Annotated in this window: 15 protein-coding genes; 10 read left to right on the forward strand and 5 right to left on the reverse strand. The window is 50.2% G+C overall.

Going from position 1 to position 17,388, the window contains the following annotated elements; genetic code table 11:
- Window positions 1-104: 104 nt before the first annotated feature.
- On the forward strand, window positions 105-2,366 hold the full coding sequence (locus Kalk_RS10890; RefSeq protein WP_101894275.1) for an esterase-like activity of phytase family protein: 2,262 nt from the start codon (window positions 105-107) through the stop codon (window positions 2,364-2,366).
- A 77-nt stretch (window positions 2,367-2,443) separates the two neighbouring features.
- Here the strand turns inward: Kalk_RS10890 and Kalk_RS10895 are convergent, their stop codons facing one another.
- Window positions 2,444-3,361, reverse strand: coding sequence for a glutathione S-transferase family protein (locus tag Kalk_RS10895; RefSeq protein ID WP_101894276.1), 918 nt, complete (start codon window positions 3,359-3,361; stop codon window positions 2,444-2,446).
- A gap of 163 nt (window positions 3,362-3,524) precedes the next feature.
- Here Kalk_RS10895 and Kalk_RS10900 point away from each other — a divergent pair, with 163 nt between their 5' ends.
- The gene (locus tag Kalk_RS10900) at window positions 3,525-6,689 is read left to right on the forward strand and encodes an HD domain-containing phosphohydrolase (RefSeq protein ID WP_101894277.1); all 3,165 of its coding nucleotides are present in this window, start codon (window positions 3,525-3,527) and stop codon (window positions 6,687-6,689) included.
- A gap of 8 nt (window positions 6,690-6,697) precedes the next feature.
- Here Kalk_RS10900 and Kalk_RS10905 read toward each other — a convergent pair whose 3' ends face one another.
- Both Kalk_RS10905 and Kalk_RS10910 read right to left on the reverse strand, forming a co-directional pair.
- Entirely contained in the window at window positions 6,698-6,883 is a 186-nt protein-coding gene (locus tag Kalk_RS10905) for a hypothetical protein (RefSeq protein ID WP_101894278.1), read from the reverse strand.
- A 250-nt stretch (window positions 6,884-7,133) separates the two neighbouring features.
- Window positions 7,134-7,328, reverse strand: coding sequence for a DUF6316 family protein (locus Kalk_RS10910; protein WP_101894279.1), 195 nt, complete (start codon window positions 7,326-7,328; stop codon window positions 7,134-7,136).
- 325 nt (window positions 7,329-7,653) lie between these two features.
- Between Kalk_RS10910 and Kalk_RS10915 the strand changes: the two genes are divergently transcribed.
- Together Kalk_RS10915 and Kalk_RS10920 are read left to right on the forward strand one after the other, a co-directional pair.
- Window positions 7,654-8,142, forward strand: coding sequence for an Hcp family type VI secretion system effector (locus tag Kalk_RS10915; protein WP_101893950.1), 489 nt, complete (start codon window positions 7,654-7,656; stop codon window positions 8,140-8,142).
- A gap of 15 nt (window positions 8,143-8,157) precedes the next feature.
- The gene (locus Kalk_RS10920) at window positions 8,158-8,868 is read left to right on the forward strand and encodes a hypothetical protein (protein WP_101894280.1); all 711 of its coding nucleotides are present in this window, start codon (window positions 8,158-8,160) and stop codon (window positions 8,866-8,868) included.
- A 30-nt stretch (window positions 8,869-8,898) separates the two neighbouring features.
- Here Kalk_RS10920 and Kalk_RS10925 read toward each other — a convergent pair whose 3' ends face one another.
- Window positions 8,899-10,170 carry a PI-PLC domain-containing protein gene (locus Kalk_RS10925; protein WP_101894281.1) on the reverse strand — a complete coding sequence of 424 codons (1,272 nt, stop codon included), beginning with the start codon at window positions 10,168-10,170 and terminating at the stop codon, window positions 8,899-8,901.
- Between the two features lie 218 nt (window positions 10,171-10,388).
- Between Kalk_RS10925 and Kalk_RS10930 the strand changes: the two genes are divergently transcribed.
- The 6 genes from Kalk_RS10930 to Kalk_RS10955 all read left to right on the forward strand — a co-directional run bounded on the left by Kalk_RS10930 (window position 10,389) and on the right by Kalk_RS10955 (window position 15,132).
- A complete protein-coding gene (locus Kalk_RS10930; RefSeq protein ID WP_101894282.1) occupies window positions 10,389-10,688 on the forward strand; it encodes a hypothetical protein in 300 nt (99 codons plus the stop codon).
- A gap of 126 nt (window positions 10,689-10,814) precedes the next feature.
- Entirely contained in the window at window positions 10,815-11,390 is a 576-nt protein-coding gene (locus tag Kalk_RS10935) for a TetR/AcrR family transcriptional regulator (RefSeq protein WP_101894283.1), read from the forward strand.
- Window positions 11,390-11,677: a YciI family protein gene (locus tag Kalk_RS10940; RefSeq protein WP_101894284.1), complete on the forward strand. Its 288-nt coding sequence runs from the start codon at window positions 11,390-11,392 to the stop codon at window positions 11,675-11,677. The genes Kalk_RS10935 and Kalk_RS10940 overlap by 1 nt, the downstream gene beginning before the upstream one ends.
- 126 nt (window positions 11,678-11,803) lie before the next feature.
- Window positions 11,804-12,571, forward strand: coding sequence for a hypothetical protein (locus Kalk_RS10945; protein ID WP_101894285.1), 768 nt, complete (start codon window positions 11,804-11,806; stop codon window positions 12,569-12,571).
- On the forward strand, window positions 12,568-13,578 hold the full coding sequence (locus Kalk_RS10950) for a hypothetical protein (RefSeq protein WP_101894286.1): 1,011 nt from the start codon (window positions 12,568-12,570) through the stop codon (window positions 13,576-13,578). The genes Kalk_RS10945 and Kalk_RS10950 overlap by 4 nt, the downstream gene beginning before the upstream one ends.
- A 39-nt stretch (window positions 13,579-13,617) precedes the next feature.
- Window positions 13,618-15,132 carry a S1 family peptidase gene (locus tag Kalk_RS10955; protein WP_158643443.1) on the forward strand — a complete coding sequence of 505 codons (1,515 nt, stop codon included), beginning with the start codon at window positions 13,618-13,620 and terminating at the stop codon, window positions 15,130-15,132.
- Here Kalk_RS10955 and Kalk_RS10960 read toward each other — a convergent pair.
- The gene (locus tag Kalk_RS10960; protein WP_101894288.1) at window positions 15,112-17,361 is read right to left on the reverse strand and encodes an amidohydrolase family protein; all 2,250 of its coding nucleotides are present in this window, start codon (window positions 17,359-17,361) and stop codon (window positions 15,112-15,114) included. The genes Kalk_RS10955 and Kalk_RS10960 overlap by 21 nt on opposite strands.
- Window positions 17,362-17,388: the final 27 nt, after the last annotated feature.

The following is a 17,388-nucleotide window of genomic DNA, read 5'->3' on the forward strand; positions in this document are numbered from 1 at the left end:
TCATTCCACTTTCATCTCCCTGTCACAATCTCCTGACTAGTATTGCCGATCATTTAGCGACCCGTTTTAGTCGACAACATTGATTGATCAATAGGGGATCTTCCATGCCATCCTGTACCACACGCACACTGATTAAATCTGCCCTGGCACTGTCCATCGCCGCGGTTTCCGCCCATACCATGGCGGGTAACCCGCACCATAAGATCCAATGGCAGCCGAAAAAAGACGCCTACTTTGAACGCGTAGCCACCTTTCCTGTTTATCACAACCTCAACCTGGGCAATGGCGATGCGGTAGAAGACCAAACCGCAGCTGAAATCAGCGCCGCCAGCCAAGATGGCAACGTGGTGTTCTACAGTGACAGCCCCATGGGCCGGATCGGGTTAATCGATATCCGTAATATTGCCGCACCCAAAGCCGCTGGCTTTATCACCCTGGATGGCGAACCTACCTCCGTAGCCGTCAATGGCGATCACCTGCTGGTGGCCATCAACACCTCCTCCAGCTACACCACCCCCGGCGGCAAGTTATCCGTATACTCGCTGGCAAACCCACTGCAACCCCAGTGGATTGCCGATTTTGATATGGGCGGCCAGCCCGATGCTATTGCCACCAGCCCCGATGGACGCTACGCCGCCGTCGTGGTGGAAAACGAACGCGACGAAGATTACAACGACGGCATTATTCCACAAGCACCTGCCGGTAACCTGCAGGTGATCACCATGCGCGGTGCGGTCACCAACTGGAAGGTAAGGGCAGTTGATCTGACAGGCCTGGCGCAGATCGCCCCATCGGATCCCGAGCCAGAATACGTTGCCATTAACCGCTTCAACATCGCTGCCGTCACCCTGCAGGAAAACAACCACATCGTGTTGGTAGACCTGCGCAGAGCCAGGATCATCCATGATTTCAGCGCCGGCAGCGTCGATCTGTTTAACGTCGACACCAGCGAAGATGACGTAATCAACCCGGTGGATACCATCCTCGATCGACGCCGCGAGCCCGACGCCATCACCTGGATCAACGACTGGTGGATTGGCACCGCCAATGAAGGCGACTATGAAGACGAACATGGCGTTGCCGGTGGCAGCCGTGGTTTCACACTGTTCAACCCCTTCGGCCGCGTTAAATACGAAGCCGGGGCCAGCCTGGAGCATGCACTGATCCGCGCCGGTCATTACCCGGAAAGCCGCTCCGAAAACAAAGGCATCGAGCCAGAATCCATCCTGTCAGGCACGTTCGACGGCAAGGAACACCTGTTTGTGGGCAGCGAGCGCGGCAACATTGTGGCCGTGTATAACACCAGCGCATTGGGCAAACCCAAACTGCATCAGCTACTGCCCACTACCATCGCGCCCGAGGGTTTGTTAACCATTCCCTCCCGCAACCTGCTGGTCGTCTCCAGTGAAGAAGACAGCGCAGAAGATGGCATCCGCTCCACCGTTGCAATCTATCAATACGGTGCCAAATACGCAGAGTATCCCCAGATCCAGTCCGATCCCAATCAGCTGATTCCCTGGGGTGCCTTAAGTGGCATGGTGGGCGACAACGACAACGCCCAAACCCTGTATGCCGTACCCGACAGCTACTACGCCCAGTCGCGCATCTTTCGCGCTGAAGTCGCCCCAAAAGGCCCTGCGGTCATCAAGCAAGCCATCGTACTTTCCAAAGACGGCAGCACCGTGGATTACGACCTGGAAGGCATAGCTCAACGCCAGGATGGTAGCTTCTGGCTGGTCTCCGAAGGCAACAGCGGCAGCCGACCTAACCTGCTGATCAAAGCCGCCGCCGATGGCAGCGTTATGGAAGAGATCAGCTTGCCTGCCAGTGTGGTAGCCAAGCAGATAAGCAACGGTTTCGAGGGCGTAGCAGTAACCGGCAGCGGTGAACAGGAGAAAGTGTACATAGCCTTCCAGCGTGAATGGAAAGGCGATCCAGCAGGGATGGTGCGTATCGGCGTCTACACCCCCTCGACCAATAGCTGGGGATTCCTGTACTACCCCATCGAATCCACCGACACCGGCTGGATTGGCCTCAGCGAACTGAGCGCCATTGATGAGCACAACTTTGCCGTAATTGAGCGCGATAACCAGCAAGGTGACCGTGCCCGCGTCAAACGTCTATACCGGTTTTCGGTGGCCGATCTGACCCCTGCTGCCGAGGGTGAAACCTTCCCGCAGGTCAGCAAAAGCCTCGCTTATGACCTGCTGCCAGAGCTGCAAGCCACCCACGGCTGGGTATTGGACAAAGTGGAAGGCACGGCGATTGCCAAGAACGGAGAAGTTTACGTAGTCACCGACAACGATGGCGTTGACGATGCCTCCGGTGAAACCCGATTCATGAAACTGGGTAAGCTGTTTAAATAAACCAGCACCGTAACACAGTCGCCCCGGGAGCCAAGCTGCCAGGGCGACTCGCTGCCGTCACCCTGCAGATCCCGGCTTTATTTTTCGACAATACTGTAGCCATGCTTGGGAAAATGAACATGCACAGTTCCCACCGCCGGATGCTCACGCCCTATGATCCATTTGTTCGCTGTACTCCCTACCAGCTCTCCGATGGTCTCATCCTGAGCATAATCGGCCGGCGCAATACTGACACGACTACCGATCAATTCATCCTGACTCTCTTCGGCAGAAATTGGGCGAGGCTCGCTGTTCTTGGCAATGTGCAATGTCTCTTGTGCATTGATCTCTGAACGCTGCCCCTCACCAAAGGCCTTGATGCGATCCATCCAGGCATTCACATTGGCGTAGGGCCTCACGAACTTCTTCTCACCCGCATCGCGCACCATCCACAAGCTGTGATAGGCCGCGAAATCCGCAATATTCGGCTCACTGCCAAACAAAAAATCCTGCTGCAAACGCGATTCCATATCCTTCAAGTGTTGTTTGAGTATGCCCGGAGCCTCTCCCGGCTTGACCATTCGAATAGACGCCGTACGGCCCATTTTTATGCGATCGCCAAAGAACTTGAACAGATCAATAATCGTTAACGTTTTTAGCACTTTCTTATTCAAAGCCCAGGATGCAGACGACATAACACTGGCAAAAAACACATCCAGCTCCACATGGGTAATGAACTGGTTAACCTCATCACTGCAGTTTTGCCGGGCCAGCTCGGGCTTACCCGCACGAATAGCGATCTCGGTGGAAATAGTCGCCGTATCGCAATAGATGTCCGCACCACATTGCGCGATCGGCACCTTACGATAACCCCCGGCCAAGGCGGCCAATACCGGCCGTGGCGGCATCTCCCTGGTGATGGCAGATTGCCAGGGTAAATCGGCATAACCCAGCATGGCGCGAACTTTCTCTGAGAACGGCGACAGCGCGTAATGATGTAAAATCAAATCGGACACAAATGATCCCCTTAGAATCAAAAAACAATAGACGATAGCAGGCACTAACATACCAGATTTACCACCCGACGACAGCGTGCTCAGATGACATATCATTATGATATGCTTGACCCAAGGCAGCTGATAGTACGAAATCGGGAACACAGGGAACGAGGGGGCTGATTTGACCATCCAGATTCAACGCAAAGGGTTGCGTTTTTCGATCCGTCTTACTGTCGTTGGGGTATTTGCGCTAGCCACCACCCTCACCGCCATCATAGCTATCGGCTTACAGTATCATTTTAGTCGTGCCATGGCCGTCGAAACCGCCGTCGCACGCTATAAAAACCATGCTGAAAATACCCGCAACTATCTGAGCGGCATCGACAATAACGCTTTCCACATTACCCGTATACTCGCCAAACATCCCCAGCTGCTCACCAAAATCGACTCACCTCAGGAAACCCTGTCACTGTTTTCCGAAATCATGGCAAGCAATCAGCTGTTCTACGCCATCTACCTAGGTTACGAAGATGGTGATTTCTTTGAAGTGGTCAACCTCAACAGCAGCAACACTGCCCGCCGCCAGTTAAAAGCCATGCCCAGTGATCGCTGGATGGTAATCCGGGTAGAAGGAGAGGGCACAGAAAGAAAACGACACTATGAATATTACAACGACCAATTCCAGCTACGGCTAACCCACAGTGAACGCAGCGACTTCGACCCAAGAATCAGGCCTTGGTATTCCAATGCATCCATGACCAACGTATATAAAACCCGCCCGTATCTGTTTCAGCACCTACAAGCACCGGGGCAATCCTATTCCATGCGCTTAGCGGGCACCAACACGGTACTGGCCGTAGACATCACACTATCGTCCTTAAGCAGCTTTTTCAATTCACAAAGTTACGATAACAAATCAGAGATCTTTCTGTTTCAACCCAGCGGAGAACTTATTTCTTCCAGTCACACTCGCACCGACATTGAAACGCTGCCCACAGCACCAGCGGTTACCCTATCCAGCCAAGAACAGGAATTTATCCAATCCATAGGCACGCTTCGAGTCTCCAACGAATTAGACTGGCCCCCCATTGACTACGCTGTCTCCGCACAGCCTCAAGGTTATTCGGTAGACGTACTGAAAATGATCTCCACTATGACCGGTCTGAAACTGGAATTCGTAAACGGTTTCAGTTGGGAAGAACTGGTCAACCTGTTCAATGACGGCAATCTGGATATTCTACAACCTGTATTCTTAAGCGATCAAAACATCGGGCAAGCCAGCAACAGCTTTTTAACCGTTAACTATGCAGCGGCTACTCGACAAGGCCAATCTGCAATAACACAGATCTCGGATCTTGAAGATCGCACCATCGCCATACCGGCAAGCTGGTCCATTATCAGTGTGCTGCGCCAGCATTATCCTTCGATCAACGTGCTCGAGGTGGATTCCCCTCGGGACGCACTCGAAGCCGTTCTCAATGGAGAGGCGTTTGCCAGTCTTGATGCATCCCCCATCCTACACTACACGGCAGATCATTATTATCTGAGCGACCTCCAGTTTCACGAATTGACCAATAACGAAAAAGACCAGCTACCCAACCAACTGCACTTCCTCATCAACGATCAATACCCGTTATTACTGAGCATAATTAATAAAGCGCTGGCCAACATTCAAAGCCAACAAACACAACAATTGCGACAGAAATGGTTCACAACAGCCGAGCACCAGGCAAGCATAAAACACCAAACCACCATACCCTATCGCGAACTGCTGTCTGCCGACACCGGCATACTGAACCAACTCCACGAAGTTAGCATCCAAGGCAGCCAGCGCTTTGTATACAAGTCGGCCTTAAATCCTGAAGACCCTGACAGCGAGCTTTTTGCAGTCGTAACCCAGCGTAAGGATCTGCTTGGCCCCAGCCTGAATCGCGTAAAGCTGTCGGTTGCGATCACCACCACCTGCCTGCTTGTGCTGCTGCCTTTTATATGGCTGTTTGCAGCCCCCATAGTAGGCCCCATTAAACGCCTGGCCATCGAGAATCATCGCATCAAAAACCGTCGTTTTGATGAAGTAGAATTCCACGACAGCGCCATTGTTGAGATCTATGAACTGTCACACTCGATGGTGGATATGGCACAGACCATCAAACAACATGAAGAGGCACAAAAAGCCTTGATGGAATCATTGATTCAATTGATTGCTCAGGCCATCGACGAAAAATCACCTTACACCGCGGGGCACTGTGCGCGGGTTCCTGAACTTGCGCTGATGATCGCCAAAGCCGCAGAAGACAGTGATGAAGGGCCGTTCAAAGACTTTCACTTCCGCAACGAGGATGAATATCGAGAGTTTCGCATTGCCGCCTGGCTACACGATTGTGGCAAAATAACCACGCCAGAACACATCGTTGATAAAGGTGTAAAACTGGAAACCATATACAATCGCATTCATGAAATCCGAATGCGTTTTGAAGTACTTTGGCGAGATGCAGAGATACAATACCTGAACGCATTAATACAGGATCCAACACAAGAAGCTGCACTTCGTGATCAACTCGAAGACAAGCGCCACCGCTTGCAGGAAGACTTCGCTTTCATCGCTCAACTAAATCAGGGCAGTGAATTCATGGACGAAGAACAACAAAGCCGCCTGCTAAGTATCGCCCTGACCACCTGGCAACGACACTTTGATGACCGCTTAGGGCTATCCCCAATGGAACGTCAGCGCCACCCTGACTCAGAACCACAACTGCCAGTGACCGAAACGTTATTGGCAGACAAACCCGAGCATCTAATAGAACACAAAAAGCCCAAACACTTCGCCGATCATTTGCATATAAAAATGGAGGCTCCAGAGCATTTGTATAACCTGGGCGAGCTGTACAATCTGTCCATTAGTCGTGGCACATTGAGCAGGGAAGATCGCTTTAAAATTCAGGAGCACATGATCGGCACCATCCGTATGCTCGATGCTCTGCCGTTTCCGCCAGAACTGTCCAATGTGCCACGTTACGCATCCACTCATCACGAAACGCTGAAAGGCTCCGGCTATCCGCGCCAGCTGAACGGTGACGATCTGTCCATACCAGAACGCATTATGGCCGTGGCTGACATTTTTGAAGCCCTCACCGCGGCCGACCGCCCTTACAAACCTGCCAAGACAGTCAGCGAATCCATCGCCATCCTATTTCGCATGGTAGAGGACGGGGATATAGATCGGGATGTAGTTGAGTTATTTATACGTAGCGGGGTATACCGCGAATACGCCACTCGCTACCTCCGGCCAGATCAACTTGATCACATAGCAGAAAACAACTACCTGCGCAGCGCCCAAACTGGCTAAAAGCCTGGCTAGTGCTGAAATCGGCTTTTTTCCAATTCAACGGTTAAACTCATTCCACCCACAGAGTCCGTCATCTCTAAGTGCTGTACTGCAGCAGCGGGCATGCCCTCAGATCCAGCCTGCAACTCTTGCTTCTTGGATACAATAGGTTCCAGCGGCGTCAGAAAATACACATAACCCACCATTAGCCACATAATCAATATGGTTCCTATAAGGGAAATATGAGCATCGTGCTTCGGCGTAATCATGGCTATAGGTATAAAGTCAGGTAGTTTTGGACAATTTTTACACTACCAACTTTTGAACCCATCAGTCATCATACTTTCGGCTATTGACACCACCCCCCTATAATTTCGCACCCAACACGCAGTACGCGCCACGTGAACTGAGTACAGCGGGTACCAGCCCACAGCAATACGGCCAAAGGGCAGGCAATAAACAATTTCAAGCCTCTTTATATAGGCCCCACTCTACTATGTGGCGGATATAGAAGTTCAACTCTTGCTCTGCTTCAAGACGAGAGGTAAATGGGCCTTCTTGCGTCTTCTCTCTGGTCAGGAAAAACCAACCACCTCCTGACCAGAACACACGATCTGATCGATACCACACCTTTTCTTGCTCACCTGCTCGTACACTCATGGCGCTGCTCCCAACCCGCTTGATCACTTTTTAACCATAGCAGTGTGAAGCACGTCACATAATAATCAATTTTCATAACCAGGCAGACTGATAACCGTACCCCTTCGGAACCAAAGAGTTATCTAAAATGTTCGCGCTACCTGTTTTTATGTTTCATCTTAAGATCTCACATGTCACTGCCACTATTAGACGTGTCACTTTTTTCATGCCACCTATAGAAATATTAAAATACCCATTAATAACAACAAGTTATGATATTGGCACGGCTCTTGATACAGCTAGGTTGTAACAGCAAAAAACACCCGACATCTCAAGGAGCAACACCATGGCTATTTACATGAACTTCAATAACAAAAAGATCAAAGGCAACGTAACCGCAGCCGGTTATGAAGACTGGATCGAACTGGATTCTTTCAACCTGGGTACCGGCCGCGGTATCAGCATGGAAGTGGGCAACATGGCCAACCGCGAAGCCACCCGCCCTTCTCTCAGCGAAGTATCCGTTGGCAAAATGATGGACAACGCTTCTGGCGGCCTGTTTAAAGAGTCACTCACCGGCGTTGAAGGCGTTGTGGTTCAAATTCACATCGTGCAGACCGGTGCCAAGCAAGTAGAAAAGTTCGCCGCCTATGAATTAACAGACGTACTGATCAGCTCGTACAGCGTCAGCGGCAGTGGCGGCAGCGCGCCTCACGAAAGCCTGAGCCTCAGCTACTCCAAAATCGTAGCGGATCTGCAAGGCGCAGATAAAACCAATAAAAACGGCCAGAACATGAAAGTAGGTTATGACCTGACCACCGGCAAACCACAATAATTCGGGAGCAAGATCGTGCCAAAAATTATTGCTCTACGATGCAACCATGAAGCCGGTCTGCAATGCACCATACCCGGTGCTGCGCAGATCATCTACCAGAATGGCGCAACCTCCATTGATGTCTCTTCCATCCCTGAAACCCATCGAGGTGAAGTGGATTGTATTGTGATGTATGGAAGCCATGGTAATTTTGTCGGAAACAAACCCACAGAACTTAATGGGCTGAGTGCCGATGTAGCCGAAACCCTGGCCGGACAATTATGCAGCCTTGGTATAACGGCATATACCATCATATTGGATTGTTGTTTTAGCGCAGGCTTTATTCCTGTGTACAAAGACTTGCTGGTAAAGGGCCGAACTAAGCCCGGCACCATCCTGGCCCACTATGGCAGTGCAGCCGGTACGATGGCATCGAGCCTGGGTACTTCTCAGTACACGGCTCGCAACGCTGCCATCAGCAAGTTTAAAGATCTGCAAGCCTTCGGATTGGACTTCGTATCACTGGGAATTTATGTGGATGGGCCCAAAGATCCTAACTATTACATCAAGTCTGTCTCCAACCTGGCAAGCGCCAGCGCCAGCTACATTGGCGCCATTGCTGGCGGCTCGAGCGAAGCATCAGACATCATCGGGCTGAAAACCTACCTGAAAAGCGATGGCGTTGTGATTAAAGAGTCAACTCCTCAGATAATTCAATCTGTCATGCAAAATGCAATCATCGTTTAACGACACTCGGGCTGATATTCCACCGGGGTATCAGCCCGCGATCCACACACCGGTGGCTTGCTGACGGTAGTGCATCCAAACATCATCCTCTTGTAACCATTGCTTGGCCTCCAGCAGTCGGCCATTATCCAAACCGCTGAAAGGTACTGCAAAACGCAGCCCCATAGCACCACACACTGCTTGACCCTGTTGCCAGTCTCCTTGATCCTCTGACACGAACCACTCACCTGATGCATCATCCCGACATGCATAGCGTAACGTTCTGTAGCAGCTTTCACTTTCAAAGCGCCCACTGGAATTGTGCAACGCACACTGAAATACTGACTCAGCCACCGGCTCGTTCTCTGCCCAACTCCATATCGCTGCCTGCAATCGCCCATCATGAGGGCTTAGCTTATCCATGCCTAACAAATTAATTTCACAATCAATCATATTGCTGACCTCTGCTGCTGTTACTTTTTTGCCTGCAGCGCCCACCAAATTGGATAGCACAGTACGATCTTCTTGCATGCGGATAAAACTGGCGGATGATTCAAACAATACATTGTTATTAATACATTGGGGTGCGGGCATTAACTCGCTCAGATTTACTGTGGGGTATCCAGTCGAATCCTCACTGTTTTCGAATCCACCAAACAAAATCTGGCTTAAAGCAATCCCACTACATCCATCGCTGATTATTATAATATTTTTGTCCGCCGCCAGGATATCTGCCTTGGATAGATCCTCCGGAATTGCGTTGCAACCTGGTTTTTCAGGAAGATAGAGGTAATCACCCAATGACTCCATGACTAAATCGACCAAGGTAAAGCGATCGTCCTCGCTGGCGTGGTTTTCAATATATATAAACAACACTTCATTCGTGTTATCCGGCTCGCTCAGCCACGCTGCGATCTCCTCCAAACCATCACCAACCGGCCGATCAAAGGGGCTACAACCAATATGCTGGGCAGTACCATGACACAGCAACAGTTCAGGGTAGAATGATTTCGTCGTCACGTCGTAGGTGTAGAAGGAGTGCACATCAAGTTCCAGCGCTCTTACATCCATTCTCAGCTGATTACCAATACTGTAAACCTGATTCGGATCGTAATAACTTTGCGGGGTGGTATAGGCGGTGGAATTAAACGAGTTATGTGTCGCAATGAAAGTAGCCCGATGCAAGGATTGATTCACATCCAGTTGCCGCTGCAGCGCAAGCGCCTGATGCACCCAGCTTGATTGATAATGTTCAACATCCCCATCACAGCCCTGCATTAACAGGGTGCTCACCAGTAACAACAAGGCAGCTTTAACGCCCATAGCAAACTCCACTTTATTATTCTTTTGTTAACTCAGACTATTTCATGCTCAATGCTTACTGTAAAGAGCCCACCGTGTTTACTGACACATCAAAAGTACTGAATGGATAAGTATCTGGCGTGGATAGATAAATTTCCGACAAAGAATTGTCGCCTCAGGATCGGTAATACCCGTAGCCATTTCATATCATAGGGTTAGATGGCAACAGGAGGTCATTTATGATGAAGGCATATCTCTTTTTTGCATATATCGCCTTAGGTACAGTGCAGTTATATGCGATCACACTGGGCGCCGAGTGGTGGCTCGCTTACCACTGGTCTGTATGTTTGTTCATTGGTTTTCTGGTGGCTTATACGCCTTTCGTGGGCAGCCTGCTGGCGATCATGGGGGCCGTCACCGTATGGGGCTGGAGCTGGGCCCAGGGGGCGGCCATGTTTGCGCTGCCCATGATGTTGATATTTATAGTGTTCATCATGGCCGGTATACAACCCGACAGATACCAGACGAATGACAATTGAGAATTACCCTATAACTAAATCTGTCACTTAACTCTTGACCCGAATAGGACGCGCATCCTATTATTGCACCAGCTAGGACAACCGACCTAATTACACAAACTGACTCAACCCGGTAAGGCAAAGCAAATGGCAAGTCCATCAACACGCCGAAATATTGTGGCCGCTGCGGATACCTTGTTTTATCAAAAAGGGTTCGAGCACACCTCATTCGCAGACATCGCCGAAGCGGTAGCGATATCAAGGGGTAATTTCTATTACCATTTCAAAACCAAAGACGCCATTTTAGATGCCGTGATTGATCTACGCCTGAGCAATACTCAAGCCATGCTCGACCAATGGGAAAAGGAAGGGGAGGAGCCAAAGGATCGTATTCTGTGTTTCATTAACATCCTTATCGCTAATCAGGCCAACATTTTGCTTTATGGCTGTCCGGTGGGAACCCTTACCACCGAGCTAACAAAATTGAATCATCATTCTAAAGAGAGAGCCAACGAGGTATTTACTTTGTTTCGAAACTGGTTACGTAAACAATTTTCCTTGCTAGGGCTCCATAAAAAATCAGATGCGCTTGCCATGCACGTATTGGCTCGCAGTCAGGGCGTTGCCACACTGGCAAGCGCTTTCCATGATGAAAAGTTTATTCGACAGGAAGTCAGGCTGATGCGTGACTGGCTATCATCCTACACAGAAGGGTCAATCTAATGTTTATCGTTTTGCTCAAATTTTCTGACAACAAAGGCCAGGCGAGCCAATTTATGGCGGGGCATAATGCCTGGATTAAAAATGGTTTTGATGATGGCGTATTTTTAATGGTGGGCAGCCTTCAACCTCAGCTGGGCGGCACCCTGTTGGCTCACAACCTATCTCGCTCTGAATTGGAGAATCGAGTCAACGACGATCCATTTGTGGCCCAGAACATTGTCAGCGCCGAAATACTGGAAGTTTCTCCGGCAAAAGTTGACCAACGCTTGGCATTTTTATTGGACTAAATGGTTAGAACCTAACGCTAGAGCGTCGACCAACCGGTACCGCATTTCTGTACATCCAGATACCCTCACGACCTGAATATGGTATATGATTGCCGTTACGGCATCATATACGTGGGGGCGTACAACATGCTACGGACAGCGACTCGTTATTTCTGTTTATTTATTGCACTGATCATTGTGGCTTCTGCCCACGCTAAACCTCGCTGCAATGACGCTGAGTTTCCACCCATCGATGGTGCAACCGGCTACCAACCCCGATCCCACGGCAGCGAACGCTGTGAAGGTTTATATCGCAGCAAGATATCATCGGGGTTTGAGATCATTTCGTTTACTCAACACAGCCGCCTGCCTGCATCCAAAACACTGCAGATCTCTGTACCAAAAGACCTGCTACCAGCAGACGCCCAAGTCAATATACTGGGCAATGCTCTGCTGCCTGAAATCTACTACCGAATGGACAGCACATTCAGCGCCCGCGATCCATTCCTCTGGCCATTAACCGACGTAGTTGAACGTATCGACGCACTAAAGAAGCAACTAGGCGTCGTCATCTGGTTTGAGCAAAAGGGCAGAACCGTCATTGTTCCCGCCGTGGTCGACGACCCCTCAATTAACCCGGCACCCGCTTCTGAACAACGGCATTGGGGCCATATAACCTTAAGGGCGCCCATGGACATAGAAGCCGTCTATTTTTACAAGCAAGGTGACGTGAACGGACATGAGGTTTTGTTAGAACAAGTGTATTCGGCACGACAGCCCATCGAAATTGCCATTCCACGCTGGCAACCACAATTCAAAGATACCGGGTTGCTATTGGTGGAGCTGGAATTAAAACCCACCGATGACGACGATTGGTTATCTAAAACCATATCATTGAAGGTTAGCAGCCATTGATTGATCAGCTTAAACCATTTCTCTATGCTCGCTGGAGGCCCATTCTGGGTATCACAGTGGGCTCTGTTTGCTTGCTGGCGAGCATGCTGCCTTCAAGTGTTTTGCCTTTTGTGGGTCAACTTGAACTGGCGGCCAAGACAGAAAGTGATGCCATTAATGTCACATTATACGAGCCTTGGAACTGGCAGCAGTCGATACAACTGAACACCGGCCAGTTTGTAATTGATAATGTATTGATCACGGAAAATCCCTTTCTTGAGTTTGAAGAAAACGCAGCCCGCCATCACGGGCAATCCACGTCAGGATCACTTAGCATAACGCCCAGCGCAGGCTCACACCTGTATATCAGTTACCTGCAGATACCATCGCAACAGAGGTTAAACCTTTCCTCTATCAATAAGTCCGATCTGGAACTTGCGGTGCGTTCTACCGCTTCAGATCAACCCGCTAAACTTAAAGGGAAGCTGAATTTGATTGGCTCGGGGGAGGTGTGTCAAACACCACTGCAGGGAGAAGTCATCTGCCATTCGGTAACGCCCTCCAAAATCCGACCCGACGCCCCCAGGTCCATTCACTTTCAATCCAGCTCTACGCAATTTTCACTGCACCTGCCCATACAATCGGCAGCCCTATTCGAGAACAACTCCGTTAGCGATATTGGATACTGGAAGCTTGGTGTTGCCCGCAACTTTCAGGAAGCGCCATTCAGCTGCGGCCTATTGGATGGCGTACTGATTTTTACCGTATCCGATCAAAGCCACGATTTATGGCGGACCGATTGCGTGACCATTTTAGGCACAAACATAAACATCACGTCAGATTGGGTTGACGGTCAATTCCACTCAAGAATTCGCGGCTCCGGCAAAACCAACAGCGACCTGATGCCCTCTGTTTTACAGGCGACTCTTGCAACGCCCTGGATCTCTGATATAGCCACAGCAATGGGCTGGATCATCGCATTTATATCAACACTCGCTTTTTTAAGGCACCCCACATTGGAAGGATAGTAGAAGATGTGTCACCGCATTCTATTCGCGGCTTGCATTATGATCGCAAGCGCCTCGGCACTTGCCGGTAATGCAACCATTGAAACCACCTTACAGCCCAATGTAGCGGCAGTAACAGCAAAGATCGGCAATCGTGTTGAGAAAGGGTTTGCCATCGTTATCGGCGAGAACAAAGACAAATACTATTTCGCCACTGCCAATCATGTTGTTAGAGGCAAAACCTCCCGTGAGAAGACAGAATCCATCAGCGTTCAGTTCCATTTAGCCGAAGCACTAAAGTTTGATGCTGATTTACACAGTGTCAGTGATCGCAAATATGACATTGCGTTTTTTACCGTTAAAAAGCACCAACAGGCTATTCGACTCTCGGCACATAATGATCGACCGCCGATGGTGTTGTTTCGGTGGGATTCGATGGGCTCCCCAAATAGCGATTTGGTAGGGCGCACCGTTTCATCCATCGGCAAGCTCGGCAAATGGGAGGTCATCTCAAAGCAAGCACGCATAGAACGACAGGAATCACCTTATTTATACATTAAGAATCTGAACGTTGACAAGGGCAGTTCTGGATCTCCATTGCTTGATGAAAACGGTTTTATCGGCCTGCTGACTGACCACGACGCCGATTCCACCAAAGCCATCTCTCTAACACAAGTAAAAGCCCTGGCGCAGAAGCATGGCATTCCCTGGAATTTAAGTGAGCGTGCTACCGAAACAGATTTGTCCGGGACATGGCAGGTGCAGGAAAAATGGGAAGGTGACAGCAGCTTTGAAGCACCCACATCAATTGAGCTGACCCACCTTGATCTGGTTCGATTCAAAATCCATGCAGCGGAAAGTGGTGCAAAAGGATTTGGCATTATCCAAGGTAGGCGGGCAAAGGTATGGTGGGATTCTAACCTTTGGGGCGATGAGTTTGGTGAGTTCTCACTTAAATCCGACAGCAACAATACCATATCCCTACACGGCCGCGCGGTGGATGAGGATTCCGGAGAAGAGTATCAGATCCGAGTCACTCGGCTCGGTGCTGTGCCTGAATCAGGCCGCACCAACGGCATCGCCGGATGCTGGAACATGCAGAACCTTGGCACCATGACGATAAACCCTGATAACACTGCCATTTCAGGCCCCTTTCAAGGTCGGCTCTATGCCCTTGGATCTGATCACTATGAAATTCTTTGGAACCGCTTTGTTGATAAACTGACGCTCTCTGCCGACCGACGCACACTGCAAGGCAGCAATAATTACGCGTGGCCCATTACCGCTCAGAAAGTTGATGGTGCAACCGGTTCCATTAGCGGAACCTGGAACTGGGGTGGACAAATCATGACATTTCAGACAGATGGAAGCGTTAGCGTCAACACCATTACCGTAGGACGCTGGTTATCAACCAAGCATCATGATGTTGAAGTGCATTGGCTGTCTCGACTGGGTTACTTTGTTCGCTACCAACCCAATGCGCCCACTTTAATGGGCACAATGGGCATCCGTTTCGAAACCATCCAGCCTGTTCCGAACATTGAAATCGGCCCATTATTCGGTAAGCGCTGCTGATCGACGTAGCGCCTTTTCCCAGGCTTGCAAATACGATTCCGCACCACGAAACAGGCTTTCGATTTTCGCTTCAGACAATCCCTGACGGCGCATGTCTTCAACCATATCTGGCAGCAGTCCATAATGTGCCAAGCCATCGGTATTGAAATCAAACACTCGATTGCCGGTTTGCTGACGCTCAAACACCACACCTCCATCCACCGATGTGAATGGATATTCCACTGGCAGTATTTGCATCTCATCACAATTGGCCAACTCACCAAAACGAGGCTGTGCCTGACTCACCATACCGTGCACATCCGTTGAGATCACCACGCCAGGATCCACACCAAGCTGCTGGCGCACGTCACCGACAGCCTCGATTTGCATCGCCAGATCCTGGGATGTACTGTTCTCGCACGTCTTCCGTATGCCCGCATACTCATCGACAGTTACCACCATATTAGGCATAGGTGATCGTACACCCCCCAGGGCCAAGTAACGTGACTCGAACGCCTTACCGGAATCATCCCATGCCTTTCTTTGATGTGTATCCATTAACGGGTAATCATACGCTTCTGCCAACTCCAACACCGCACGTTTCATTTTGGATGACATGTGGTTGGTTTCGATCAGCATACCTCGCTTCATCATCGCCAATGCCAGGTGCTCACCCAGGGGAGTTACCGACTCAGCATTGCAGTAATTATCTGCCTGTGGCAAAAAAGGAAACAAAGGAAGGTTTTTTAACGCATCAGGAAACAGGTTGTAATACATCTGGGGAATTTTAAGTGCCAACAGTGGGTCGTATCCAGCCTCTTCACAGGGTTCATACCTGAACAGCTCGCCGTTCTGTACCACCTTGGCAATTTCTACGATGGGATTGAATACCACGGCACCACCAAAATAGTTATCATAATGATGCACAGGAAAGACAGTGCGGATACCCAAGTTATAATACTCATCTAAACGCCGCTCGACATATTCGGTGGAACATTGTGCGCTGCCAGTTTCAACGCCATTGATGCAATCGAACAGATCCGGTAATTCTACGCCTATGATCATCGCCATCTTTTTCTGTTTGATGACCTCACGCGCCTGCTCAGGTGTCGTCACTATCCGTAACCAGCCCTTACCGGGGCCACCTTCCTGTGCATCAATATAATTTTGTAATGCATATGTCGCATCCAGCTGAGCCATGGCCGATGCTTCACCCGTGCAAACCACATCTGGATTCTGCCTGAAGCCCGGATCGTAAGGTGCATACCATTGGTTTAGCGTTCGTGCCACCTGACACAACGGCGGGCTTTCTACCAATAAGTTCACCATCAAGCGCAGCCCACCCAAGTGGGCACGCTCCAACCATTTGTAGTAGCCCATGGCATGAGTCTTGGTTTGCGCATTCGGCCAGAACGTAAAATCGGGGTAACCGCGGGTGTCGTGAAAAGGCTGTCCAAAGATATAGCGGGCGGGGATTTTGCTGATCTGATCAAATTCGTCGCCGGGGCCGCCGGTAATAAAGCCCGTCAAATCCATCCAGCCATTGACGCCATGCTCCGCGCGGCAATCCTGCAATGCTTTGGTGATGCCCAGTGGATGGAACACATCCCCGGACATAACGTTGCCGGCAAAGGCCATCGATCCAAATACATGAGCATGGGCGTCTGCCATCCCCCAAACGGCACCATCATCAAAACTGGCTCGCACGGGAGCGCCTGCAGAATTGGTTGAAGCCTCAGGAAACTCGGCGCAACCGTCGGTTGGAGTGAGATAGAATGATGAGGCCAGTTCCGCCGTAGGCGCGTATTGCAGCTGGCTTCCATTAATCGCCAACCACTGATCGTTGACGGTGGATCGCAAGTGATACTGGTTATTTTCTGCCTGATGCAACTGCCAATCTGCCCGCTCATCTAGTTGCGACAGGCCTGCAGCCTGAGGCACCTCACCCGCAACCAGCCATCGAGCCTGGCTATCAAACAACATATAACGGCCCAGCGCCGTAGGCTTGAAATAAAACGCTTCCGCTGGCCCGCCCAGAATGGAGTATGTCGGTATCGATGCACTGGCTGACACATAGCCCAACTCATCACCTTGCTCACTGGACAGGAAAAGGCATTGATTTGCCATCCAATAAACATCCGTGGCACTGGTGACTGCTGACGTTGTATCCTCCTCACCCGCGTCACCTGAGCCACCACAACCCGTCATGAGACCGGCTACTGCCCATAATGCAATGCCAAAGCGCACCATAATCCATATCCTTGTTTTATCTAAATA

Origin of the sequence: Ketobacter alkanivorans (assembly GCF_002863865.1) — a bacterium.
Taxonomy (GTDB): Bacteria; Pseudomonadota; Gammaproteobacteria; order Pseudomonadales; family Ketobacteraceae; genus Ketobacter; species Ketobacter alkanivorans.